This is a genomic window from Microvirga sp. VF16 (assembly GCF_016864375.1).
Lineage (GTDB): Bacteria > Pseudomonadota > Alphaproteobacteria > Rhizobiales > Beijerinckiaceae > Microvirga.
This window is the reverse complement of the sequence record NZ_CP069354.1, coordinates 3568395-3591607: the sequence shown is the minus strand read 5'-3', so window position 1 is coordinate 3591607 and position 23213 is coordinate 3568395. Positions and strand designations below refer to the sequence as shown.

Here is a 23213-nt window from a genome sequence, read left to right as displayed (position 1 = left end):
AGAAATTGATAGGGCGGATATCCTAACAGCCACGGTTAGATAGACAATATCGTTGGAATGGGGTGGACGTGGATCGGGCACAGGGTGTTTCTTCAATATCACTAAGCAACCGTGTTACCGGTTGCCTTCTTGGTGGGGCCTGCGGCGACGCCCTTGGCTGGCCTATCGAGTTCAAGAAGCTGCCCGAGATCGTTCGGATCTACGGACCAGAAGGAGTCTCCCGCTTCGACCAGACCCGGCAGGGTCAGGTCACCGACGACACCCAGATGACCCTCTTCACGGTCGAGGGTCTCATCCGGGCGCATATCCGGGGATCGCTAAAGGGCATCTGCCACCCTCCAGGCGTGGTGCACCACGCCTATTTACGCTGGCTCGAAACTCAGGAACCGGGCTCGTACCGGAGGGCGTTGGGCCAGGAGCCAGATGGGTGGCTCATCACCGAAAGGCGTCTGTGGGCGCAACGTGCCCCTGGCAATACGTGCCTTGCTGCCCTGCGCTCCAATCGAACCTTTGGAGCAGCCTCCGAAAACGACAGCAAGGGGTGCGGGACGGTGATGCGCTCGGCACCCTTCGGGTTCTTGGCGCAGCGGCGGGAGGATATGACCTCTATGTTCGAGATCGCGGTCGAGAGCGCCCGCACCACCCACGGGCACCCATCCGGCTACTATGCCGCTGGAGCATTTGCTTGGATCATCAGCCTGATCGTTCAGGGATTGCCTCTCCAGGATGCGGTCCAGCAGACCATCCGGATGTTGCACGAGCATGACGGATCGCAGGAAGTCTGGACCCGGCTGGAGCAGGCGCTGCAAGTGGCCGAGGAACCCAGTTGGCAGGAATTGCTGCCCCGGCTCGGCCAAGGCTGGGTTGCCGAGGAGGCACTTGCAATAGCCGTGATGTGTACCCTGGCTGCCGAGACGCCGCGTGACGCTATTCTCGCCGCAGTCAATCACGATGGAGACTCGGATTCCACCGGATCAATTGCTGGAAACATTATTGGCGCAATGTATGGGATTGAGGCTCTACCGCAGGACTGGGTTGGGAGGGTTGAACTTCGGGATGTGATCGAGACCCTTGCAGAGGAGTTCACGGCGATGCTGGAGGGTCGGGTTGATCCGGAGAAGCTGTGGGATCGGTATCCAGGATGGTGAAAGTTCATGACTTCCATCAGCAGATCGCTGATCTCGAAATCGAGATCAATCAGTTATCTGATGCCGCCGAGCAGTGCCGGAAGAGTATGATCGTGGCGCGGGTGGCGACTGTGGTTGGTATCCTGGTGTTCGGAGCCGCTCTCCTGGGCTTGTTCCGATCTGATCCGATAGTCCTCGTCATATCGATTGCGGCCACACTCGCCGGATTAGGCTACTATGGATCGAGCCGAGGCTCCCTGGAGCAAATCACTGGAAAAATAAGAACCTATGAGGCACGTCGAGCCGAGATGATCGATGGAATGGACCCCCAGACGGTGCAGGATCATCAATAGGGGCGCTGAAAGTCATTTGAACGGGCAGTGATCTCAAGAGCGGGAGCCTTTGTGAGCCCCGTTCATGTAACCCCGTTTTAACGGGCCTCGTAGTCCATTCGGTCCCGCCGCGCGGGAATGCAGCCGCACCAGAACTGTCGCGAGCCCAGGTGAGACTAGGAGGGAGTTCATGCTGACCCGAAGCGAGGATGCGGCCCTGCTCCTTGGCCGTGTGCTGATCGCTGCTCTGTTCCTGCCCTCTGGCTACAGCAAGCTGATGAATTTCTCGGCCTTTGCGGCTTCACTTACGGCTAAGGGAATGCCTTATCCGACCATCATCACAGGCGTGCTGGTGGCAGCAGAATTTCTCGGTCCCTTGGCTCTGATCATTGGCTTGTGGCCGCGCTGGACAGCCCTGGCACTGATCGGCTTCACCGCCGCCATGCTCTGGCTGACATATGGCCCATCAATGACGGGGCTGGTCTTCCGTCCCCGGCAGAATGTGGAGTTCTTCCAGAACCTCGCCATCATCGGCGGGTTGCTGATGTATTTTGCCTGTGGGCCAGGAGTATGGAGCCGAACCCGTCTCCGGTAAAACCAACCTTAGTTGAGATGGCTGGGCGAAGTGGGCGCGGATAACGTATTGAAATGCCCAATGGTCTTGGATCAGGCTTGATTGATGGAAAACCTACTAACGCTTACCCATGCAACTGAGCGGGACATCGATCTTCTGTTAGTCGAGGAGCTAAAGTGCAGTTCGGACTTTGTCCGATGGTTTGTGAACGAGGCGCAAGGCAAAGGGCAGTCTCTAGGTACATTTTCGACAAGTAGTGTCGCGCATAGCAAGCGCCGAACCCATAACCGACGTGAGATCGATATTTGTCTGAAACTCTCCCCGAGAGCGGGGCTCCCGAGCTACGTCCTGATTGAGAATAAGCTCGATACTAGCGAGCAACCTCATCAGGCGGAATCGTACCGGGAAGAGGCCGAACTCCTGGTCCAAAGGGCTGAAGCAGCGGCTGTTCGTAGTGTTCTCGTTTGCCCATCCAAGTATGCGGAGCAAAACCGGACGTTTGCCGGAAAGTTTAATGCAGTCGTACTGTACGAAGATATATCCCGCTATCTGGCCGAAAGAAGTCTGGGTTTCGACGGGGAATTGAAGGCAAGGCTCAACCATAGGCATGAGCTTCTTGAACAAGCCATCCAGAAGTCGCGTCGTGGCTATGAGGCGGTTCCTTTGCCGATCATTGAGGAATTTAACGCCAAGTATGTCGCTCTGTGCCAAAAGGAGTGCCCAACCCTTAAACCGGGTCCATCCATGCTCAAAGAGGGCCGTCCTGGGGAGAGCAAGACTATGATCTTTGCTCCCGATACTCTGCCTGACTGGTCCTTCCTTCCTCAAATGCGGATTGTGCACCAGCTTCGCGAAGGCAATGGGAACATCAATTTCTATGGCTGGGGCGATCACTTTACAACGCTCGCTGCCACCGTGGCCGCTGACCTGAAAGGCACTCCGTACCGGGTCGTTCCGACGATCAACAAACGAGCAAACGGGCGCTCTGGCCTGATGATCGTCGTAGAGACTCCGCAAATCGATAACCTCAAAGGCTTCGACGAGCAGCGCGAGGCAATCCTCTCAGGGATGCGAGCCGTAGACACCCTCAACGCCTGGATCTGGAAGAACCGCGACGCAGTGGAGCAATGGGCTGAAACTGTGGCTCGGACCTAACGCCGTCCTCGTCGCCACTCCGAGGGTGGGATGAAAGCTCCCGCCCATAGCCCTTCACGGGCTCGTTGGGCAGCCAATTCATCCGGAACATACTCCCGGCTGTACTCCCGATAAGCAACTGCCCATCCCTGGCGGACCATCCATCGATTAATCTCCGTCCCTCGGGTACGGCAGACGGCGACCACCCGGCCATACCGGTCGGTGTCTCGCGGCTCGCAGAGAACGGTCGCCCGACCGATCCAGTCGGCCAGAGCAAAGGCTGCCCGCTGACCGCAGCGAAAATCCCGGCCTCTCGCGTCCTGGCATGTTTGGCCACTCTCGGGCGCATCGATCCCATGCAGTCGGATGCGCGTTCCCGCGATCTCAATGGTGTCACCATCTATGACAGTCGCTTGCCCTCTGATCGGTTGTGCAGAGGCAGGGAATGAGAGGAGAGTCAGAAAGAGGGTAAGGAGAAGGCGCAAGTCGAGTTCCTAATGATGCCGTAGGAGGCGAGCAGAATCTCTGAAAAAATAGTTTACAGCTAAAAAATCCGTGAGACCCTGGATCGATCAGAGGCAATCACGGAGCCTGCCATTGACACCGATGCCTGCGAACAAAGTTTTGAAACCTCGCCCTTTTGGAGGAGAGCAGTTAATTCGAGCTATTGAACTCGATGCCCACTGTCCATCCTTCTTGGCATACACGCTCTCAGCCTCAGTTTTGAAGCGGCAATCCATCTTTGCGGCCTTGGGAATGCTCGAACAGGAAGGGCCTGATCTCCTTGCCGCCCGCCTGAGCGCCCTGACTCCTGCTCATTATGCTGTGCCGTCCCATCCGATGGCGCGGATTGCCCAGGCCCTTACGGTGATGCGGGCGCGTACTATTGTGCAGGCGGTGTTCGGCGCTGCGCCACCAGGACTGCTGGGAATGCTCAGCCGCTTGGGCGACAGCCCGCTTCCGCAACGTCGATTCTACCGCCTCATTTTCGAAATGTTTTCAAACCCCGAGCATCGTCAGCGTGCGGAAGCACTCCTGCAAATCACCGGAAAGATCAGCCCATCACACATCGAGATTGCTCGGTATCTCGACCCAGTTCTTATGCACCGAAACATTTTGAACCGCATCAGCCTTTCTCAGGTGGATGACGTGAACGCCACCCTTACGCTCATCCGCAAGACCGTTTCAACCGCCACAGATGCAGCCCTTCGCCAGTCCATCGAGCAGATCGACCCGAAGACACGACTTGAAACCTTCTTCTCTCGCTGGCTCAAGAAGGTGGACCAGCCGATTGCGTCTCCCCAGATCCCGGCTGACGATCCCGACCTCACCCTTCTGGCAACAGGTGAGGCGATGGTGGCGCTGGGTCGGCGCTTCCAAAATTGTTTGGGCAGCAAGACCCCATTCGTTGCGACCGGTCGGCACGCTTATGTCCATTGGCGGCATTCGCCAGAAGCTATCGCTGAACTCCACCGGCTCTCGAATGGTCAATTCGTGCTGGCCGATGTACATACCGTCCTGAACCAGCGGCCCGACCCAGGATTGGTCGCAGCAGTCCGGAGCAAACTCCAGTCGCTCGGTATTCCAGCCCTTGAGACCAGCGAGCACGACCTACGTGCATGCGGCGTCCTTCGGCTCGCGGGCGCGTTCGACATCATAATCGGCCCCCGAGTTTTCGGGGACATCGACGAACAACTGAATGAATTGGAGCGGGAGTTCGCTGATGCCGCATGATCGCACGTCTCCCTACCAGGAGCGCTGGGACGAAGTTCGGCGGCAGCGCAATCAACGTGAGAGGCAGCAACGCCAAGAGCGTGCTCGTATGGACCAGCAACAGCGTAGCGAATCCAGCGTCGGCGCGGACAACATCGAAGCACTGTTTGCGAAGGGCGATCAGGCTATCCTCGACTGGTCGGCCACGGCGGCAGACTACAGCCGCTTCAGGGTCGAGGATCACCACACGGACGCTGACGCGGTCCAGATCGTGCTCTTAGCCCTCAACTGCATGAAAGATGAGCGAGACCGGGCGATCTCGCTCATTCAACTCCTCGTCTCTGAACGGAAGGCTCTTCGCTCGCATATCGCGACTTTCCATCGTCTCGATACACCCGCCCACCGACTTTACGCGAGGGTAGGGTTGCACGAGGGTTGCCCCAACTTTGTCTTACAGGCTGCTCGAATGGCTTATCGAAGGGCACTCCACCCAGATGGTCAGCCCGAGCAATATCGAGCCGATGCCCAGCGCCGGTTCGTAGAGGCAGAGGGGGTATTCGAGGAGATTAAGCGTCTACGAAGCCGTTGATGTTGGTCGCAGCCGGTTCGACCTTCTTGCTCGTTTGCCTCGGCGGGATATTGAGACGCTGACGCATTTCCTTGCCAGCCTTGAAGACAGGAACAGCCTTTTCGGAAACGGCAACGGCTTCACCCGTTCGTGGATTGCGGCCTGTGCGGGCACCCCGTTTCTTCACCGCAAACGAGCCGAAGCCGCGAATCTCGGCCCTGCCACCCTGTGCAAGAGCATCAGCAATGGTGTCGAGGATCGCATTCACGACCTTCTCGATGTCACGCTGGTACAGATGCGGATTCTGCTCGGCCAGCTTCTGGACCAATTCGGATTTGATCATTGATGGCGTATGTCTTTGATGTATCGTTATTTTCTTGGATGCTGCCAGAGCCTTACGAGACCGTCAAGTAATTGGCAGCCACCGTCGTTTGCCCCACCACCCTGTTGGCTCACTCCACGAGTTGCTTGAGCCGGGGGCGTAGAACATTGACGTACTGATTGAGAACCGGCTTTAGCCACTCGCGTTTCTCATCATCGTTTTTGAAGGTGCCAATCAACCTTGTCGTCTTGATCGCCATTCCTCCCGAAGACCGGACGTTGCCGATCTCTGTACCTTCGGGGAGTTCAGAAGCAATCTGGTCTAACTGAGGCGAAAGGAGATGGAGAACTTCCTCAAGTTCATGTTCGCGTCCCGCGAGGAAAACACCGCATGTTTTCGTACTCTGGTAGGCAGTAATCCAAGTCCCAGGCCATGGGAGTTGCGCGCGAACATTGTTCGGCCAGTACAGCTTCAAGGGCTCCTGATCAGGATCATCGAAGCTCATGTCGAGGACAGGCTGCCACCATCGGCGATACTCGGCCTGTTTCGGGTTTTCGGCCCCTCCCGGACCGCCTGTTTTCTTTACGGAATCGGCACTCTGAATACGTTCTGCCTCCTGCTCGGAGCCAATTTCCTCGACCTCAACTGACCCATTCGTTTGATAGATGACGACATTGCGTTCGAAGACGTGCGTCCGCGCCGTTACGCGAGGTTGGATCGCGAGGTCACCCGCGCCGAGATCGTAGAGCCCGACCTCGACAAGGCCAAAGGAGAAGCCAAGGGCCGCATTGCGGTTGATGAGTTCCGCCAGAGCACCAATGTCCTCCCGAATCCCATCTCCCGCGATCAGGAGAAGGAAGCGGCCCGAGCGCATCGTGCGGACGACCGCGTCGGCAAACTGGTGCTCGACCAGCGTTGGATTAACGGCCTTCGCGAGTTCGAACGGGATGTTGCCCTGCCTGCCGGTTGCCATTGAGACTTGGCGTTGTAGGTCGGAGTAGCTCCAGCGAGAGATCGCCCGCGCATAGTCCAACACTTGGGCAACCACTTTTCGCCGCGCCTCCGGGTTGCGCCAGAGCTTGCACTCCACCAGCGTCAGTCGCCCGGTTGGGTTGATGTAGGCGATGTCGAGCGGTCCTGCTTCGGTTCGTAGTTCCCGGCACAGCGGCAGGAGCGGTCCGAAGGAGGGGTCAATGTCGTTGATCGGCAATAGCTCTGGGTTGGAGAAGAGCGTATCCCTGAGCCAAGCCTCGTTGCGGCCACCGGTATCCCCGATGGGGAGCCTGACCGCCCGCTTCGACGGAATGCCTGCTTTTTCGACCAGAAAGAAATCGCCGTACATCATAAAAACCAAAGTGGAAGCCCGCGCAGCACGTGTTGCAGATTTGGATTAGGTTTGCCAATCAGCCTATTGGTTCAGATCGATGAAACCGTCACACTGTTGCCGAGATGTGACTGGGAGAACGCCATGGCTATGAAGTACGTCATGCTGAAGCTGGACGGCGGTGAGCTATTGCCGGTTCTGTTTCCCGAGTTCATGCAGCACTCCCACATCGCCCAGGCAGTTCCAGCTACAGTGGTGAGTGCCGGTCGGGTCCACTTGGACGATGGAAGGATCGTTGCCCATGGCGCGTCCTCATCTCTTGGAAGCTCGTCGCGAGAGGAGGATAGCCAGATCATCCAAGCCTATTTCGACGGGCAGAATACCATTCAGCAGGAGGTTTGATCTCCGCGATCTAGCCCAGGCCCGCTCGAACGCACGATCTGGAGTTTGCAGGGATCGCCTTCATAACGGGGGTGGTTTTTCCCTGAAGTCCGTCTTCTTGCCTGGGGTATTATGCAATTAGAAAGGGCATCGGATCGTCGAATGGATCACGTGCCTGTGCATCAGCAGGGGCAGGATCGGTCGGTGTTACGCGAGAGCGACTTGGGCGCACTGTCATCTGTCGGTGCTGATAGCGAGCATGGCTCGAATCGTCAGCCAGGATGACATCCGGACGAACGACCTCGCAGAGTTCGTCATACAATGCTTCTGGCATGATCTGGCGAAGGGTCATCGGCCACCGTGCTCCAAGGGCGATCAGAAACTCGTTTTCAGTGATCGACCCGAGAGCGACCAGCCCGCGAATGCATCCGTCGTGGCAACACCAAACGCGCAGATGGATATCGTTCCACCAGCGGCATACGCTCCTCCTGTAGGAAGCAGCATTCCATAGGCTGACCCGCCATCGTCTGAATGCATCAATGCTGTCGATACCGGCAGCGATGGAAATCGCATAGATCGGCCCCGTGACCCGGCACTGGAAATCACGGGCAATTCGGCGGGCATATCTCTTGGCGCATGTGGGGCACTCGATCCGAGCACATCGATTTGCGGAACAACATCTGCGGAACATGTAATAATTTATCAGATCTGCGCCTGCGCAACGTCTGACGATCACGTTCACTAGGTGTGCGATATTGCCAAGGACTGGTTTTCAGCGGTGCAGCTTTTCCGGTATAGGGGCGCGAAAGACCAACGTCCTCGCATCCTCCGATACCCATGAATGTCCCGATTTTTGAGGGTGGGTTGACCACTCTCGGTGCTGAAATTCGTGCCCTTCGCCGTCACAGACGGATCTCCCAGGTTGGGCTGGCAGAGGCAGTCGGTTTGGTGCCGGATACAGTTGCCGGATTGGAGGCGGGGCGTGGGACAGTGAGTTCGTTGTTTCTGATCCTGAATGCGCTTGAAGGACGGCTCGATGGCCAGCCAGTCAACGAACCGCTCTCGAAATGGATTCGACAACTTCGACTGGCGAGGCACCTGTCGCAGGAGAAGGCCGCAGTAATCGCTGGTCTGGCAAAGCGGACGATCATTGCGCTGGAACGTGATCATGGGAATCTTACGAGCCTCGTCACGCTCTTGAGCAGCTATGGGGTAGTGGCGCGGATTGTCCCCCGAGAGACGGATAGCCTCTGGCCAAGAGTATCCCGGCCCTTTGAGGTTCATCACGGCGATGCCGGTGCAGTCTTAAAACAATTTGAGGATGCCCGGTTCGATGCGGTGATTACGGACCCGCCGTATGGCCTCGGTGAGTTGAGCCCCGCGCTTGTGGCCGAGATCGCTAGAGCCTGGAGCAACGGCCTCGACTGGGATGCCGCAGGATCTGGTTTCAAGAGCTACATGCGCTCGCAAGGGCAAAAAGTTCATTGGGACGACGGGCTTCCGCAACCGTCAGTCTGGGCCGAAGTTCTGAGAACTCTGAAGCCTGGAGCCCATGCATTCGTCTTCTCCGCTCCAAGAACCAGCGATCTTATCAGCCTGAGTCTGCGATTGGCTGGCTTTGAGATACGTGATCACATCGTGCGCGTTTACGGGACCGGCTTGAGAATGGGCATGAACGTGGGCGGCGTCCTGGCGAAACGCCATATCCATGCGACGAAACCGGCTGATGAAGTCGCAAAGGTGTTCTCCAAACGCCGTCGTTTTCCAGTGCCAGGGGCAAGAGGAGCACCTCGGAGCGGTTTCGACGTGAGCCCAGACGAACTGATCGCAGCCTTTCCTGATACCGCTCCCATTTTAGAAGAGTACGGCGGTATCCGAGGGCATCTGAAACCGGCCCATGAAGTTGTGATCGTCGCCCGTAAGCCGCTGGAGAACGGCAATCTCAGCGACAATGTGGTCCGCCATCGAGTGGGCGGCATCAATGTCGGTGCAGCACGACGCCTTCACCAAAATGGTTTTATGCAGTTGCCGACCAATGTCTGGGACGAACTTGGTGAACTTCCCCGGTACTTCCACGCGCCGCGTCCCACGCGCGAGGAGCTTGATCGTCACCTTCCCGAAGGGATGACGAACTCGCATCCGACTGCAAAGCCGATCTCGATCCTGAGTTTTCTGTTGCGGATATCGACCCAGCCGGGGGTACTTGTCTTGGACCCATTTAGCGGAAGTGGATCGACTGGTTGTGCGTGCATAGTCGAGGGCCGATGCTTTGTCGGGATTGAGCGCGAACTTGAGTATGTGACTTTGGCGCGGAAACGGCTTGAAGGGTGGGCAGACTATGTGCGGAGATCACCGGAGCAGGGCGCGTCTACTAAATAGAGGATGGTATCAAAAACTCTTGGATGCGCCGCAGCAGCAATGGCTTGCTCAAAAGCTGGCTTTGTCACCGACGAGCGCCGTGCCGCCACGCCCTACATCGTCGATTCTGCTAGCCTCAATGGCGAGGACTTAGCTTACAGTGTGTATGTGACCTAGTTACGTGAGCGAGAGAACTGGTGTCGGCAACACTGCCCTCGTGATCACGAAATCGAGCCTCTTTACGAGCATGGACGCCTCATTGGTCGGCGCTATCGATTTGCTCACGAAAGTGATGCTGCCCTGTTCAAGATGCTGTTCGTGTGACTGCGGGGGACAGAAATGCTTGAGAGGGAGTCCCACACGACCAATCTCGTGTGGGACTCTGTAAAATCATTTTGGAACGTCCCACACGAGTTGTCCCATTTGACGAGCTTGGCAATTCCCATTAGATTGTCCCAAAATGAGGGGAAATTGGCATGCTCGTGGGACTGGCCCGGACATCGACAACGGAACAGCAGGCTGGCCTGGAGCATCAGATCGAGACCCTGAAGAAGCTGGGTTGCGAAAAGCTATTCATCGAGGAGACCTCCTCGGTTGGTCGTCGCCCAGTCTTGGAGCAGGCCATTGACTGGGTACGCGAAGGAGATGCTCTCTGCGTGACAACGCTCTCCAGGCTGGCAAGGTCGGTGCCTCACCTTTGGCAGATCATCCAGCGTCTTGAAGAGAAGAAGGTCAGCCTTCGTATCCTTGATATGGGCGTGGACACTGCAACCTCTCATGGGCGTCTTTTGCTGAATCTGATCGGCTCTATCGTTCAATGGGAGCGAGAGGTCATGTTGGAGAGGCAGGCCATCGGAATAAAAAAGGCCCAGAAGGAAGGGAAATTCCGGGGGCGGGTTCCCGTGGCACGTCGTCAAACGGATGAAATCATTCGATTGAGGAATGATGGTTTGAATGCGGCTGATATAGCCAAAACCCTAAAAGTCGGGCGGTCGAGTGTCTACAGGGTTTTGGCTGACAACCCGCTCAGGATTGAAATATAAATCAGCCATGAAGAAAACCCAGTAAGGACACCGCTTCGGTGCTGCCGCCGTCAATTAGCTGCTAGGACAGTGTCCGCAGAGTTCTAAATTGGTTCGCAAAATTATACCTCTGCGGATTTTGCCGATATATCTAAGAGGGTGAATTGTTTCGGTGAAAGCATGCCTTAGAGGTCAGTTTATCGCATCGACGGTAACCTCTTGATCGGCTTCAAGCACTTCACCTTCGTGTATGTACTCTTCATTTTTGTTACCCAGGGTCGCAAGTTCAATCACATCCTGCTTTTCCCAGAACATCAAACGTAGGGCTCGGTCACTTTTCGTGACATGAACCCGCTTTGCTCTGGCATCATCCCGTTTGCGAATGCGGACTTCAGTTCGAGTGGTGTCGGTGTGAAAGTCGTTGATTTCGAGATTTTCCGCTTCCGCAAGAACTTGCGCGCACTTCTTTCGAACAACCGATGCAAAAATCCCATCTCCTGCGGCGTCATTCGCATTGAGGGTAGACAGAAATTCACTTCCGATCCTGAGAGTCTTCATAATCGGCCGCCTCTGCTCCTTTGCTATCTCTTGAGCTTCGAGTTCAATTGCCATCTTGATATGGATTTCCGTTGAGGCATTTTTCCAAAGCAATTCCGCATCAAAGCAATTTAGGTATTCATCAGGCTTCCGAATAACATTCATTTTCACAGAGATCGGACTTCCAACCACTGGCTCAAGTTCTTGCGGATGTAGCCCAGAAACATCGCAGTTTACTACAATAGATGTTTCTCCGGAAACGTCTCTGCTGTATCCATAAATAAAGCTATTGCCCTGTTTTATGTTCGCTGCGACGAGACATGCATTATCAGCCGACATGGTTTTCATGGCGTCATCGTTGATGCTGTCGAATAGGCATGGAGTTGCGGAAAAGCTCTCAAAAAGCCCATCTTTTACGGCGGCTTCATCCTCGAAAATATGAATATTAGCTAGGAATCGAGAGATGTCCCTGGCAAGTTGCTTTGGTGACACCACATGCGACAGTCCCGTCGCTTCGATCACTTTTGTAAAGTGAGGCTCTGCTGGAAACATACCCGCTTGTTGTAGGCGAGTAAGAGCGCGTTCAGAAATTACCAATCGGGCAGAGTGCCTCGTGTCGGGTTTGATCCACTTTACAGCTTGCTTCAGAAACTCTTCCGCGCGAGCACTCGGTGACTCCGAACCATCAAGAAGCCAAAGAACAACAGGGTCAAGCACAACCGTCGGGAGCATCACTTTTCACCCTGCTGCGCTTGCGCTCTCTCCACTCTCCGACGTTCAAGCGCTTTCATAACGATGCGCTCTGACTCTTTTTGCGACTGATCGAAGAAGTCCTTCGGCCAATCGTCGATTGCTCCGTAGCGCGTCAATGGAACGTCTCGATATTTGGTGGCTCCATCCTTCTGTTCGAAGAAGTAAATTTTGGTGTCGTTGATGATTGTATTGTTAAAGTCACTGACGATTCGGAAACGGAGCCTCTCCACGAGGTATTCTCCGTGTGTTTCAATAATGCACTGTTTGCCTGCGAGGAGCATAGCGATGAAAAAGTCCGCAAGCCGTGCCTGAACTGCTGGATGCAAGTGCAATTCTGGTTGTTCAAGGATGATGGTGGAGCCGCGTGGTGCAAGTAGACAAGTTACAACAATCGGTAGAACTTGACTGACACCAACGCCGACGTTGGTCAGATCTTGGAAATCTGCTGTGGGATTCGTCCGAACACGGAGTTCGTGGCCAAACTTGCCCTTTTCTGAGCTTTGAAAATCTACAGCGACACCAAGATATTTTAGCCAGTCAATGACAGCATTGCGGAGTTGGGTTTGCTGAAGTCCGTCTTTTACTTGGTCGTCTGAGAAATTTTTTGCGGGGATGTATTCAACAGGGCGCTTTTCATTCAGATGCAGCACAGCGGCCGTTAGTTCGCCCTTCGGGCCAACATCAGTCGGGCTTACCAGTGCGTGAAGCGGGTACAGCGGCTTCGGCTCATCTCGTAAAGGACCAAGATAGCGAACCGAAAATTTGAAGAAGTTCTCATTGAGAACCGCTGCGTCGCGCAGCGTTTCTACCCGTGCTCGCCCTAATGTTAGATCTTTGCCAAAAGCTTCCGCCAAGAGCTTTTCGATTTTGCCTCTGCGTTTGCTGAGAGCGGCCTGAATGCTACGTCTTGTGGAAAATGGTAACTCGCCAAACCTCCGGAAGAGTTCGATTGCAGAAATATTCTCTCCATCAGTGGGTCGGAGAAGGGAATGTATGACCTCGTCGGCCCGGGCATCAGGTAAGGAGCCCTCGCGGAGTGATGAACCAATCACTCCGATTACAGTTTCGGGAAGAATGACGTTGAAGAGCGTAGCCCGTCTAGAATTGATAGAGGTTCTCGTGTTGCAAATGAGATGTGCAACCTGTGATGCCATCTCCTTGTTACGGTCATACCGCAATACTGGCGCTATGGGAAAAAATTGTTCAGTAATAAAACCGACTACCTTCGCGTCTGGCTTCCCCTCTACTGCTCTAGCAGAGGTTTCACTATCGACCTCCTCAATAGCGAGGGCAAAAGGGTCCGACAAATCATCAAAGAAGGTAGAATCAAATTTGATTTTACGTTTTCGGCGCAATGGCCTTTTCAACTTCACACAAAGTTTGTGAGTGTTGTTCTCTAGATCACGATAGTCAGCATTGACCTCAACATCACGCAGGCTGGGCTGGATCTCAAGAGTTTCCTGCTCTGTGATCCGCCCATTCGTGTCAAACGAGAAGTCTACTGAAACACTTTGCACTTCCTCCTGAACGATGCGGACGCTCTCTGGGGTATCACTGCGGGCGCGCTTCCGGATTTCCCAGCCGATCCCAACGAAGCGTTCGACCTCCGACTCCCGAGCCTGAAAGTTCTCAATATCAGTGAAAGTCCCTAACCTCACCAATGGACCGTTAAGGGCTATCGCTCGGCTGGCAGGGGCATGCTGTAATGTCTGCTTAATTAGCAGTATCGATTGAAGCACACTGCTTTTCCCGGAGCTATTCGCTCCACAAATTAGCGTGAGTGCTCTCAATGGAAGAGGGTTGTTGCCGTGGAATGATTTGAAGTTTTTTAGAGTCCACTTGTCGAACATTTGTTCCCCCAACTGCCTCTTGGGCAGAATTTAGGCGCAACCTACCTTATTGCTGCCATGCCCTCAATCATGGAGCAGCATGCTTGGAGCCATGCTCCTGCATACTCGTTGGCAAAAAATTGAACAGCGGTCTTATCCTTTTTGTCAGGGCAGGCACAACCGGATGCACACTTATCCAGAGTGTTTCCTGAAGGCTGTGACCACTTTCGGACCCGCTACGTGAGGAGAAGTTTCAGGAGCCACTGGCCCAGAACAGATCTCAGTAATAGGAGTCGCCATCTCGCTCCTCAGGCATTGCTCTGTTCACGCGGCTCCCTGTTCATAGTCTGTTCGACTCTTTCCGTCAGCATCTAATTCAAAGACAATATCACGGAGGGCAGTGATGTTCGGCCAGTCACATTCGCATAGGATCTGGCGCATGATGAACGCCCTGATCGATGCTCGCCCCGAATGGGCTGACCAAGTCATGTTCGAAGCCGACCGGGAGAAGATGCTCCAGCACGGCCTCTCAAACGGCATGACGCTAGAGCATCTTCTCAGGATCACCGATCCTGATGAGATCTTGGGACTGTGGACGGCGGCTGAGGCAAAAGACGCTGGAGTGTGAGAAGCTTCGGCTTTCTGGACCCGATGACAGGGATAGCTTCGATGACCACAGGCATTCTCTGTGCGACACCCGAGGAGTTCGATGCTCTTCACCACCGCTTCGAGTTCGACCCGTAGCCTACAACCCTTGCCGGTTTCCAGTTCTGGCGAGGGCACGTCCCAGACCGTGCTCGATCCATCGTCTTAGCTCATCAGGTGCGAATAGCCCGCCACGTAGGCAGCGAAATGGTTGACAGCCGCTGTTCAACCTTATGCTCTTACGTCCCCATGACGGCCCCAGCGGACAGATCGGACCTCACGTTGTCCCTGCTCGGGAGTAGCGTCCAGATTGTAAGACACGGTAGTAAACTCAGAGGCGATATTCGCAAGACCGGGCTTTGAGCGGCCAGAGTAGATGCCACTGTTTCTCGTCAGCCCAACTTGTCCTGATGCCATTCTTCTAAGGACGGACCTCGATCATGCCCTCCAGCATGATCTTATCAAAGTCCGACACGAGCGCATCGACCCGCACCAGCCACTGTCCAGGAATAGGAACCACCAGATCATCGACGTGCCAAGTGCCCCCGTCCATGCGGACACCATGCCGTTCGAAGGGTTCAATGCCTGATGAGGGGTTGGAGAAGGCGATCACAACGTCCTTTGGGTTCAAGGGAGCACCTGACGCCGAGACAAGTTTGATCAGCATCGTCGTCCTACCCGCCCGTCCGGGATCGAGGGTGATCTGAGCCATCGCTTTACTTGTATGGAAGTGGGCCGATATTGGTTCAGGTGCCGCAATGGACGGACTGGCGGGAATTGGAACAGTGGCCCGTGGAGGCGGCGTGAAACGCCAGCCAGCCACCAAACCTAAGATCAAGAGGACTAGCACGCCTTCCGCTGCAATCGAGCGGGCGAACCACGTCCTCTGCTGCGCTTGGTTCTGCGCAAGGACTGGCGTGAGCACCAGACGGTTGGCTGCTGCAAGAGCCAGAAGGCCGACGACAGCTAGGAGTTTAAGGAGCAGGATGGTGCCGTACGGAGTGCTCCAGAGCGCCTGTACAGATCCGACCTGAATGACAGCGAGGACCGCGCCAGCAATCATCAGTATGATCACAATGGGAAGGATTGCGACCGAGAAGCGGTTCATGATGGTCACGCCCTGCGGATCAGCGCGGCGCAACATCATGAGCAACATCATGAAGAGAGGCATGAGGGCACCGATCCAGAAGGAAAGCCCCGTGACATGAAGGAAGATGCTGGTCCGGGTGAGCCACTGCGGCTCTGCCGTGCTTGCGTGCCCGCTCGCGGCGAGAGCTATGCCGACGCCTACCAGCGCGGCTCCCGAGAGGACTTGCGCATACCAGCGCTTCTTGACAGCGAGAGAGAGCAGCCCCGTTAGGAAGCCAAGGAGCACAAGGACAGCCGTGATCCCAAAAGCCGTCCTGAACCCCTGGAGCCAAACAGCCCCATTGCCAAGGGCCTGGAGCGGAAGAGCAAGAGCATCGAGCCCTTGCAGGCCCACCGACAAGACCGTGGCGAAAGCGCCACCCCACAGGGAGATCACAATGCCCAGGCGGGCTGAGCCCCAGAGATTGGATCGACCCGCAATCCAGGCAACGAAGAACGCACCGCCGCCTCCGACGAAAGCCCCGATGTACATGAGCCATCGCGCGGACCAAAGGCCAACTTGGACTGGTCGGCTCGCCTGCACCGTGCCTGCCCGCTGGCCTGGGGACAGCGATCCAATGGAGAAGATCAGCGATCCGCCGATAGGATGACCATCAGCCGATATGACACGCCAGCTAAGGGCATAGCTTCCGCTGCGAAGGCTCGCAGGCGGTGTGATCTCGACTGCTTGATGTCGCACCTGACCTTGCGTGAGATCCGTTGCTTCACCATTCGGGCCGATCAGCCGCAGGATGAGAGGCGAAACGGGTTCAGTGAAGTGGAGAACAATTCGATTCGGGGCTTGCTTTAGCACGGCTCCATCAGATGGCTCGGTGGTCATCAGCGAAGCATGAGCCCGCGCCTCCCTTGGACCGAGCGCGACACACGCGGTCATCAGCAACAGGGTGAGGAACATCCGAACCATCATCGACGCACCGGGGGTGGACGCGCGGATACTCGATGCACCCGCGCGTCAGAGCCTTATTGCGTGGCTTTCGCCGGGAGCAACTTTACCCCAGGAGCGGGATACTTGTAGTCGTCGGCCCTCTTGCCCTCTGCTGGAATCTCGATCCAACGGTCGGCCTTGCCGCCCTCGCAATCCTGCACCACGGGGAAATAGAGCGTCGTTCCCGGCTGAAGGCTGTCCGTCAGGGCTCCCCGGAAAGCGAACTCATCATAGTGCTTGTCCAACAGCTTCCCGGTCCAGACGATCTCCTGGACGCCTTCCGACATAGGCGTGCCGTGATTGTCATAGGTCTTGGCGTACGGCCCTTCGACGGTCTCCAGTTCCCAGCCGGGTTTAGGCATCGGCTTGACGGCGATGACACCCTCGGGAATGCGGACGCGGACCTTCAGGGTCGCTGCGCCATCGCAGCCATGGCCGATGCGGATAATGCCCTTGTAGGTTGACTTGATAGGAGCCTCTTGAACCTCAAGGGTCGCATGGCCAAAGGCAGCAGAGGCAGAAAGGCATAAGGATACGGCGGCACCGAGCATGCCGACGTGATGGATAAGAGACATGGTGTTCGTCCAGTTGTTCGGGTTGATCTGAGAGGCGGGCATCAACCGGGAACTGGTGGTGCGCGTGCTCCTACTGGAAGAACGGACGCCACTCTACTCAAAGTCTGATGGTCTTGGGCAAAACGGATGGTCGAGGCGACCAGACGCAGGACCGGGAGGGACAGGGGGACGGGAGATGGGCCGATGGCTGTCCCAAGCTTGCTGCACAGAATGCAGCAGAAGCGAAGGTCGTGGCTGTTTTGCTGGTTATCGGCTGGTGCAGGGCCTCGGTCGTGATCGGGGCTGCCAGCGTGAACATGGATGAGTGACGCTGCGGCTTGAGTACGTGGTTTCGGCGAAACGGCAGACGCGAGCAGCAGAGCATGCAGGACCAGCGACAAGGCCGCAGTTAACGAAATTACCTTCCTCAAGAGATATGGTCCGAGGTGCATGGTGTATAGATCTCGATGCCGTGTAGCTCCAGTACATCTTCTAGTCGGGTCCGCCCTGCGTCTCTTTGATCAGCCGCAATCTACTGTCCAGATTGGATGCAACAGCCTGATAGCAAGTTCCCTTTATCACGACGGTTGAAATCATACCGACAAGGAAGCGGCGAGTATCAAGAGGTACATAGATGCACCTTGGGTGCACATTGTGCGTGGGAGTGGTCTCCTCAAAGCAGACCCATAGGAGTATTCTGCTTATGCCGGTCGCGTTTTGACAGGAGGTGAGCCATGAACAGGCATCACACTCTAGCTTGGATCGCGTGCAGTGTTGTTACCTTAGCTTCCATTGCCTCGGCCTCAGCCCAGCATCAGCATACGACTGGCCCGATGAGCGATGAGGACATCATCAAGAGTGCCATGACGGCAGCCCCACCCGCCATCGTCAAGGACGCGACCATCGTGGACGTGTCAGCGGATGGCAAGACACGGGTCGTGCGCAAGGGGACGAACGGCTTTACCTGTCTGCCTGACAGCCCGAGCACACCAGGGCCTGATCCCATGTGCGGTGACCAGAATGCCATGGAGTGGGCACAAGCTTGGATCGGGAAGAAGGAGCCGCCGAAGAATAAGGTTGGCTTCCTGTACATGTTGGCGGGTGGCACGGACGCCAGCAACACCGATCCGCATGCTGAAAAGCCCGAACCCAACAACAACTGGGTCGAGACGGGTCCACACGTGATGATCGTGGGAGCCAAAGGCATGATGGAGGGCTACCCAAGAGCCGCCAAGCCAGACACCACGAAGCCTTACGTGATGTGGCCAGATACGCCCTATGAGCACCTGATGCTCCCAGTGCAGATGCCTGAAACCGCCACGAGGTAGGCTCGAACCCTGCCGCCGTGCCTCAGACTGGCAGCACGGCGGTTGCTTGAAACCTCAACGGCCCTCAAGCGAGAGCCGTAAGCTCGTGCCACAGCACGTCGAACGCTGGAGGTTGGATGATGAAACGCAGGATTATTGCAGCATTCATTCCAGGATTGTTCGTCTTGTCCTCGTTAGCGATGGCGCAGCAAACCTTTGTCGCGAAGCCGCTGGTCGAGAAAAGGGTGACGGAGTTGCCACCCGGCGAGCTTTTCTGGCGCATTGATAACTTCGAAACCAAAGAGCAGGCGCAGCAGGCCGCTGGTCCGATGGGGCTGGTAGCTGAGGCTAAAGGCAAGTTTTGGCTCTTCACGCTTGGCCCCGCAGGAGAAGCCTCAATGGGCGGCAAGAAGGTCGCCGAGATTGGACCGATCCCCCGGATCAATGCAACCCAGTATCTGCTCCGCGTCAATGAAGCAGGCGGTCCTCCAGGCAGCGTCACGTCCGTCCACACCCACCCTGGTTCGGAGGCGTTTTACGTCATCAGCGGGGAACTGACCCAGAAGACCCCGCATGGCGTGATTCGAGTCCCTGCTGGCCAGACCACGGTGGGCCATGGTGGCGATACACCGATGGAGGTGTCGAGCAGCGGCTCAACCAACTTGGAAGAGTTTGCCCTGTTCGTGGTGGACGCCAATAGACCATTCTCGTCCCCAGCCAAGCTCGACTGAGGAGTGCGGGCGTTGAGTGCTCCGGACTTCGATGGGGCACCTAACCGCAGCAGCGACGCTTGGGAAGTCGAGTAGGATACTTTCATCAGCTAGGAAGAACCGGTTATTGCCGCTTCCATAGCCATGCGGGATCAGCTTTCTCGCGGAACAGTCGGAGTGCTTCTGGGGACAAGCTGAGCAGAGGCTTGGACACAACTGGCTGGGTCAGCCTGGGACCGCGCCGCTCCTCGCGCTTGTACGACCGCAGGGCTTCTGCTGAGAGCTTCGGCAACCCCTCAGTGGCTATCCGGTGACGCAACTCCTGCAAGATCTGATCAGGGTCGTCGGGCATGGCTGGTCCCGCAGCCAGAAGAGCACAGAATCGATATCAGCGCTCAAGGGCAGGGGAGGTTCCATTCCGTGTCCTACCCAAGAAGGAGAACGGATCGGGGAGGGCGGCTGAGGCCAAGGAGGCAAAAACGTAAGGCAGAGCCAACGTAGATTCTTGCTAATGGGCTCTGATAGCGATTTCAGTGCTCTATGATTGAACGAAGAGCCATAAATTATAATAGCCTCAATGTAAATGTCTTTGGATGTGAGTGTTCACGGGCGTGCACATCCAAAGAATTTGCGTCAGTACGCATTAATCATAATTAACATTGCGGTAAGCGTTTTTAGACTCGAAGGGAATTAATAAGGAATTGTTGATTGCCCACACCCTACGATTGGCCAATTCGCTCGGCCCATGCCCTCACGCTTCTTTTTCACTCTTGTCAATCGTGAAGACGTGATCCCCGATGAAGAGGGCGTGCTGGTAGCAGATGCTCAGTCAGCCTTGAACTCTGCGATGGAAGTTATCCGGGAGCTTCAGGCTGAAGATCCATCGGCAGCGGCGGAATGGAAGGGCTGGAGGCTTGAGATTACAGGTGAGGCCGGGCAAGTGATCGGAAGTCTCGCCCTCGACGAACCACTCTCGAAAATGCCATCACGACACTAGAGCAGACCCACACCTATCCAGAACTAAAATACTGGGGTTGGCTATCGTTGTATCTCTCCAGACGCTTTATCTGAACACCATCATCTTAAAGCTGATCTGCAAAGAAGCAGCGGGAAAACTTTGAAGTTCGGAGAACTGCCAATGACGGTAGAACTTAACCATCTTAGTGAGTTCAGTTCTGTGGCCCTAGCGCTATTGTCCTTACCTGTGCTGTAATCGATTACATAGGTCTGAGATCATCACAGGAGGGGGGGTGATGACTGAGGAAGAGATTGATGCAGTCGCACAAGAGCTTGCCAAGGTCGGTGGACTGTCGTGGTATCCAGGGCGGAAACGCGGTCCTCTCCTACGAGCGGTGAGCGAGCGCTACCGAGACCGGGCACGTGTTGCTATTGCAGCCCTTGAGCGACTGAAAGCTAGCAAGGAGGAAAGGATAGCACCACAGGACATCCTGTCCGACCGTTCAACGCATACTCACAGTGCAGCGTCAGACCACGAGGAGCACCTCCAAGTTGGTGCTGTCGTCATATACCGTCCCCCAGGTGACCGCAGGGCGATGCCGTGCCAGATCGAGAAGATCGAGGATGGCCGAGCCTACTTGGTTCCGTGTCCCCGGCCTGACATTGGTTGGGTGTCCCTCGCGGATCTCTCGTTGCCAACTAAGGCAGAGTCCCCAAGCACACGATAGGACGTGTAGGCAAGCATTGAGACGGCGAAGGCTCATGAGAACGCGACTGCCATCCAGCGGCAGTGCTCGAAGTAGCCCGCCGCTTCGATAAGGCAGCCTATATCATCCGCACCGTCTCGGATGGGGCAGGGGATGACAGTCACCTCTCCTATGCCGAGATGGTCGCTACCGTGGCCCACAACTCCGCGCTGTGCGTTGAGGATCTGCTCAGGATCATGCCCTGACGGGAGCATCAGTCAGGGGTGCGGACAGTCGCGGGAGAGTTGGAACCGGCTTATCTTTTGCCATCGCATCCGACAAGCGATGGAGAAGCTTAATACACTTGATCCCAACAACGTTCCGCTACCAAGCAAGTCCAGTATCAGAATCACGTGTGGAGGGGCCTATTCGGGGAGCCCCAATGCCCGAAAGGCTTCGACGAACTTTCCCCTGGAAAAATCACTGCCCGGCGTGCGCTCAAGAAGCCCAGAGATGGTCAGATCGGGGAAGTTCTTTAGAAGCGTCGCGTACGTTATTTTTGCCTCATCAATTCGCCCCGCATGATAAAGTGAGGCTGTCAGAGCGCGATTGGCCCAAACCGCGTCTGGTTTCTCTCGCAGCCCCTTCTCAATCCAACGTGCTGCCTCGTCATATTCAGTCTTCGCGAAATAAGCGCATCCGATCCCGATGAAGATGTTGAATATAAGCGGGTCAACTGGACTCAAGCGCATCGCACGATTGAAGTGCTCAAGCGCTTTGTCAGACTGGCGGACGTAGACGTTGATCCAGCCGCTGCGTTGACATGTCCATGCCGAGTTGGGGTCTAGTTTCATAGCTTTTTCGATCAGGCTTTGGGCGAGCGCGTGCTCCCTTAAAATCGAGTGAGCGGACCCTGCACAGGTGAGCACCAGCGGATCATTGTCGTCCAGTCGGACCGCATCTTGGGCCAGGGTTGTGGCTCGGCTTCGATCCTCGGCAGGATTCTTGGTTCGCAAGTAGGACAGGCGCTGCGCGTAGCACCATGCGGCGAGCGCCTTTGGAAGAGCATAGGTGGAGTCAAGTGCAATTGCCTGTTCAGCCAGTCGAAGTCCCTCCGCTGTGGTTTCGGCATCCTGCGACCAGATGGCGGGCAGCGCCCGCATCACGCAATCATAGGCATCAAGACTGTCCGGACGCTTGCGCTTGGCCCGCTCGATCTCGCTCAGAGTGATGGTCGGCTCGATAGCTCCGACTATCGCCTCTGTCACCCGGTCCTGAAGGTCAAAGATGTCGGCAAGTTCCCCGTCATACCGCTCGGACCAGATGTGGTTGCCCACTGTGGCATCAATCAATTGGGCGATGATGCGAAGGCGGTTCCCCGCTTTCCGGACGCTGCCCTCCAACACGTAACGAACTCCAAGCTCGCGGCTGACTTGGCGCACATCAACAGCCTTGCCCTTGTAGGTGAAGGTGGAGTTACGGGCGATGACGAACAGCGACCGAAAGCGCGACAGAGCCGCAATGATCTCCTCAACAATTCCATCGGCAAAATAGTCCTGCTCTGGGTCGCCGCTCATGTTCGTGAACGGGAGCACGGCAATCGACGGCTTATCAGGCAGAGGGGGTGATTTGACGGTCTCTGTCCTAGATTGGGCCGTTGACGTTGCCTTCAGAGCGTAGGCTCGTACGGGCTCCCCGATATTCTTGATCTTCTGGGGTCCGAGGTCCGTGAAAGCGAGAGGAATGACCTTTCGCACATATCCGTAGGCGGCTTCAGAGAGGCAAATGCCCCCTGGATCAGCAAGGCTTTCCAGCCGAGCGGCGATGTTCACGCCGTCCCCGAGCAGATCGCTTCCGCGCACCATAACATCACCAACATGAACCCCGATCCGGAACTGGAGGCGGCGCTCCCCCGAGGTGTCCTGGTTTGCCGCTGCGAGGGCATGCTGGATGTCCACAGCACATTGAACGGCCTCCACAGCGCTGGGGAACTCGACCAGGACACTATCGCCTGCGGTGTTGGCGATCCGTCCCCCATGCTCGACGATCAACCGGTCCATGATCTCGCGATGGTTGGTGAGCGTGCGGAGCGTTCCTACTTCATCGTGCTCCATGAGCCGCGAATAGCCTGCCACGTCAGCCGCGAAGATGGCTGCCAGCCGTCGCTCGACCTTGTGCTCCTGCGGACCCATCGGACCCCCGGTGCAGTTTCGGATCAGATTCTGATGTGGGTAGGGTAGGGTGTCCAGCCCGCATCCAGGGTATGATCTCACAGCCAAGTTTTTGCAGGATGGCGGCTGGGCGAA

23 protein-coding genes are annotated in these 23213 nt (G+C 56.2%); 14 read left to right on the top strand and 9 right to left on the bottom strand.

Annotated features, from left to right (window positions below; all coding sequences use genetic code 11):
• Nucleotides 1-62: 62 nt before the first annotated feature.
• From JO965_RS16730 to JO965_RS16715, 4 genes are all read left to right on the top strand, one after another.
• A complete protein-coding gene (locus JO965_RS16730; protein WP_371826799.1) occupies nucleotides 63-1148 on the top strand; it encodes an ADP-ribosylglycohydrolase family protein in 1086 nt (361 codons plus the stop codon).
• The gene (locus tag JO965_RS16725; RefSeq protein ID WP_203439999.1) at nucleotides 1142-1480 is read left to right on the top strand and encodes a hypothetical protein; all 339 of its coding nucleotides are present in this window, start codon (nucleotides 1142-1144) and stop codon (nucleotides 1478-1480) included. Before JO965_RS16730 ends, JO965_RS16725 begins: the two co-directional genes overlap by 7 nt.
• A 169-nt stretch (nucleotides 1481-1649) precedes the next feature.
• Nucleotides 1650-2054 carry a DoxX family protein gene (locus JO965_RS16720; protein WP_246776592.1) on the top strand — a complete coding sequence of 135 codons (405 nt, stop codon included), beginning with the start codon at nucleotides 1650-1652 and terminating at the stop codon, nucleotides 2052-2054.
• Between the two features lie 84 nt (nucleotides 2055-2138).
• Nucleotides 2139-3188 (top strand): PD-(D/E)XK nuclease family protein, encoded by a 1050-nt coding sequence (locus JO965_RS16715; protein ID WP_203439997.1) that lies wholly within the window; start codon nucleotides 2139-2141, stop codon nucleotides 3186-3188.
• Here the strand turns inward: JO965_RS16715 and JO965_RS16710 are convergent.
• The gene (locus tag JO965_RS16710; RefSeq protein WP_203439995.1) at nucleotides 3185-3652 is read right to left on the bottom strand and encodes a thermonuclease family protein; all 468 of its coding nucleotides are present in this window, start codon (nucleotides 3650-3652) and stop codon (nucleotides 3185-3187) included. The two genes, JO965_RS16715 and JO965_RS16710, sit on opposite strands and share 4 nt — an antisense overlap.
• A 112-nt stretch (nucleotides 3653-3764) precedes the next feature.
• On the opposite strand from JO965_RS16710, the gene JO965_RS16705 reads away from it, so the two are divergent.
• Together JO965_RS16705 and JO965_RS16700 are read left to right on the top strand one after the other, a co-directional pair.
• Entirely contained in the window at nucleotides 3765-4901 is a 1137-nt protein-coding gene (locus JO965_RS16705) for a hypothetical protein (RefSeq protein ID WP_203439993.1), read from the top strand.
• Nucleotides 4891-5469, top strand: a complete 579-nt coding sequence (locus JO965_RS16700; RefSeq protein ID WP_203439991.1) for a hypothetical protein — start codon at nucleotides 4891-4893, stop codon at nucleotides 5467-5469. The genes JO965_RS16705 and JO965_RS16700 overlap by 11 nt, the downstream gene beginning before the upstream one ends.
• Here the strand turns inward: JO965_RS16700 and JO965_RS16695 are convergent.
• Together JO965_RS16695 and JO965_RS16690 are read right to left on the bottom strand one after the other, a co-directional pair.
• Entirely contained in the window at nucleotides 5447-5791 is a 345-nt protein-coding gene (locus JO965_RS16695) for an integration host factor subunit beta (RefSeq protein ID WP_203439989.1), read from the bottom strand. The two genes, JO965_RS16700 and JO965_RS16695, sit on opposite strands and share 23 nt — an antisense overlap.
• 109 nt (nucleotides 5792-5900) lie before the next feature.
• Entirely contained in the window at nucleotides 5901-7115 is a 1215-nt protein-coding gene (locus tag JO965_RS16690) for a hypothetical protein (protein WP_203439987.1), read from the bottom strand.
• A gap of 123 nt (nucleotides 7116-7238) precedes the next feature.
• Between JO965_RS16690 and JO965_RS16685 the strand changes: the two genes are divergently transcribed.
• From JO965_RS16685 to JO965_RS16675, 3 genes are all read left to right on the top strand, one after another.
• A complete protein-coding gene (locus JO965_RS16685) occupies nucleotides 7239-7496 on the top strand; it encodes a hypothetical protein (protein WP_203439985.1) in 258 nt (85 codons plus the stop codon).
• Nucleotides 7497-8339: 843 nt separating this feature from the next.
• Complete coding sequence (locus JO965_RS16680; RefSeq protein WP_203439984.1) at nucleotides 8340-9854, top strand: DNA methyltransferase; 1515 nt, start codon at nucleotides 8340-8342, stop codon at nucleotides 9852-9854.
• A 455-nt stretch (nucleotides 9855-10309) separates the two neighbouring features.
• Nucleotides 10310-10876, top strand: coding sequence for a recombinase family protein (locus tag JO965_RS16675; RefSeq protein ID WP_203439982.1), 567 nt, complete (start codon nucleotides 10310-10312; stop codon nucleotides 10874-10876).
• A 171-nt stretch (nucleotides 10877-11047) separates the two neighbouring features.
• Here JO965_RS16675 and JO965_RS16670 read toward each other — a convergent pair whose 3' ends face one another.
• Nucleotides 11048-12127 (bottom strand): hypothetical protein, encoded by a 1080-nt coding sequence (locus tag JO965_RS16670; RefSeq protein WP_203439980.1) that lies wholly within the window; start codon nucleotides 12125-12127, stop codon nucleotides 11048-11050.
• On the bottom strand, nucleotides 12124-13995 hold the full coding sequence (locus JO965_RS16665) for a DUF3696 domain-containing protein (RefSeq protein WP_203439978.1): 1872 nt from the start codon (nucleotides 13993-13995) through the stop codon (nucleotides 12124-12126). The genes JO965_RS16670 and JO965_RS16665 overlap by 4 nt, the downstream gene beginning before the upstream one ends.
• 418 nt (nucleotides 13996-14413) lie before the next feature.
• Between JO965_RS16665 and JO965_RS16660 the strand changes: the two genes are divergently transcribed.
• Nucleotides 14414-14602 carry a hypothetical protein gene (locus JO965_RS16660; protein WP_203439976.1) on the top strand — a complete coding sequence of 63 codons (189 nt, stop codon included), beginning with the start codon at nucleotides 14414-14416 and terminating at the stop codon, nucleotides 14600-14602.
• Nucleotides 14603-15040: 438 nt separating this feature from the next.
• Here JO965_RS16660 and JO965_RS16655 read toward each other — a convergent pair whose 3' ends face one another.
• The 3 genes from JO965_RS16655 to JO965_RS49390 all read right to left on the bottom strand — a co-directional run bounded on the left by JO965_RS16655 (nucleotide 15041) and on the right by JO965_RS49390 (nucleotide 17699).
• Nucleotides 15041-16663 carry a copper resistance CopC/CopD family protein gene (locus tag JO965_RS16655; RefSeq protein ID WP_203439974.1) on the bottom strand — a complete coding sequence of 541 codons (1623 nt, stop codon included), beginning with the start codon at nucleotides 16661-16663 and terminating at the stop codon, nucleotides 15041-15043.
• Nucleotides 16664-16728: 65 nt separating this feature from the next.
• Nucleotides 16729-17268, bottom strand: a complete 540-nt coding sequence (locus JO965_RS16650; protein ID WP_246776591.1) for a YcnI family protein — start codon at nucleotides 17266-17268, stop codon at nucleotides 16729-16731.
• A 41-nt stretch (nucleotides 17269-17309) separates the two neighbouring features.
• On the bottom strand, nucleotides 17310-17699 hold the full coding sequence (locus JO965_RS49390) for a DUF2946 family protein (RefSeq protein ID WP_371826798.1): 390 nt from the start codon (nucleotides 17697-17699) through the stop codon (nucleotides 17310-17312).
• Between the two features lie 282 nt (nucleotides 17700-17981).
• Between JO965_RS49390 and JO965_RS16645 the strand changes: the two genes are divergently transcribed.
• The 4 genes from JO965_RS16645 (at nucleotide 17982) to JO965_RS16630 (ending at nucleotide 21173) form a co-directional block, all read left to right on the top strand.
• The gene (locus tag JO965_RS16645; RefSeq protein WP_203439973.1) at nucleotides 17982-18575 is read left to right on the top strand and encodes a hypothetical protein; all 594 of its coding nucleotides are present in this window, start codon (nucleotides 17982-17984) and stop codon (nucleotides 18573-18575) included.
• Between the two features lie 116 nt (nucleotides 18576-18691).
• A complete protein-coding gene (locus JO965_RS16640) occupies nucleotides 18692-19285 on the top strand; it encodes a cupin domain-containing protein (RefSeq protein WP_203439972.1) in 594 nt (197 codons plus the stop codon).
• Between the two features lie 724 nt (nucleotides 19286-20009).
• Nucleotides 20010-20261, top strand: a complete 252-nt coding sequence (locus JO965_RS16635) for a hypothetical protein (protein ID WP_203439971.1) — start codon at nucleotides 20010-20012, stop codon at nucleotides 20259-20261.
• A 750-nt stretch (nucleotides 20262-21011) separates the two neighbouring features.
• Nucleotides 21012-21173 (top strand): hypothetical protein, encoded by a 162-nt coding sequence (locus tag JO965_RS16630; protein WP_203439970.1) that lies wholly within the window; start codon nucleotides 21012-21014, stop codon nucleotides 21171-21173.
• A gap of 159 nt (nucleotides 21174-21332) precedes the next feature.
• On the opposite strand, the gene JO965_RS16625 is transcribed toward JO965_RS16630, so the two are convergent.
• Nucleotides 21333-23021: an adenylate/guanylate cyclase domain-containing protein gene (locus tag JO965_RS16625; RefSeq protein ID WP_371826888.1), complete on the bottom strand. Its 1689-nt coding sequence runs from the start codon at nucleotides 23019-23021 to the stop codon at nucleotides 21333-21335.
• Nucleotides 23022-23213: the final 192 nt, after the last annotated feature.

Coding starts and splice junctions, on each gene's coding strand:
- JO965_RS16725 (WP_203439999.1), top strand. CDS start 1,142: ATGGTGAAAGTTCATGACTTCCATCAGCAGATCGCTGATCTCGAAATC.
- JO965_RS16720 (WP_246776592.1), top strand. CDS start 1,650: ATGCTGACCCGAAGCGAGGATGCGGCCCTGCTCCTTGGCCGTGTGCTG.
- JO965_RS16715 (WP_203439997.1), top strand. CDS start 2,139: ATGGAAAACCTACTAACGCTTACCCATGCAACTGAGCGGGACATCGAT.
- JO965_RS16700 (WP_203439991.1), top strand. CDS start 4,891: ATGCCGCATGATCGCACGTCTCCCTACCAGGAGCGCTGGGACGAAGTT.
- JO965_RS16695 (WP_203439989.1), bottom strand. CDS start 5,791: ATGATCAAATCCGAATTGGTCCAGAAGCTGGCCGAGCAGAATCCGCAT.
- JO965_RS16690 (WP_203439987.1), bottom strand. CDS start 7,115: ATGATGTACGGCGATTTCTTTCTGGTCGAAAAAGCAGGCATTCCGTCG.
- JO965_RS16685 (WP_203439985.1), top strand. CDS start 7,239: ATGGCTATGAAGTACGTCATGCTGAAGCTGGACGGCGGTGAGCTATTG.
- JO965_RS16675 (WP_203439982.1), top strand. CDS start 10,310: ATGCTCGTGGGACTGGCCCGGACATCGACAACGGAACAGCAGGCTGGC.
- JO965_RS16665 (WP_203439978.1), bottom strand. CDS start 13,995: ATGTTCGACAAGTGGACTCTAAAAAACTTCAAATCATTCCACGGCAAC.
- JO965_RS16660 (WP_203439976.1), top strand. CDS start 14,414: ATGATGAACGCCCTGATCGATGCTCGCCCCGAATGGGCTGACCAAGTC.
- JO965_RS16655 (WP_203439974.1), bottom strand. CDS start 16,663: ATGTTCCTCACCCTGTTGCTGATGACCGCGTGTGTCGCGCTCGGTCCA.
- JO965_RS16650 (WP_246776591.1), bottom strand. CDS start 17,268: ATGTCTCTTATCCATCACGTCGGCATGCTCGGTGCCGCCGTATCCTTA.
- JO965_RS49390 (WP_371826798.1), bottom strand. CDS start 17,699: ATGCACCTCGGACCATATCTCTTGAGGAAGGTAATTTCGTTAACTGCG.
- JO965_RS16645 (WP_203439973.1), top strand. CDS start 17,982: ATGAACAGGCATCACACTCTAGCTTGGATCGCGTGCAGTGTTGTTACC.
- JO965_RS16640 (WP_203439972.1), top strand. CDS start 18,692: ATGATGAAACGCAGGATTATTGCAGCATTCATTCCAGGATTGTTCGTC.
- JO965_RS16635 (WP_203439971.1), top strand. CDS start 20,010: ATGCCCTCACGCTTCTTTTTCACTCTTGTCAATCGTGAAGACGTGATC.
- JO965_RS16625 (WP_371826888.1), bottom strand. CDS start 23,021: ATGGAGCACGATGAAGTAGGAACGCTCCGCACGCTCACCAACCATCGC.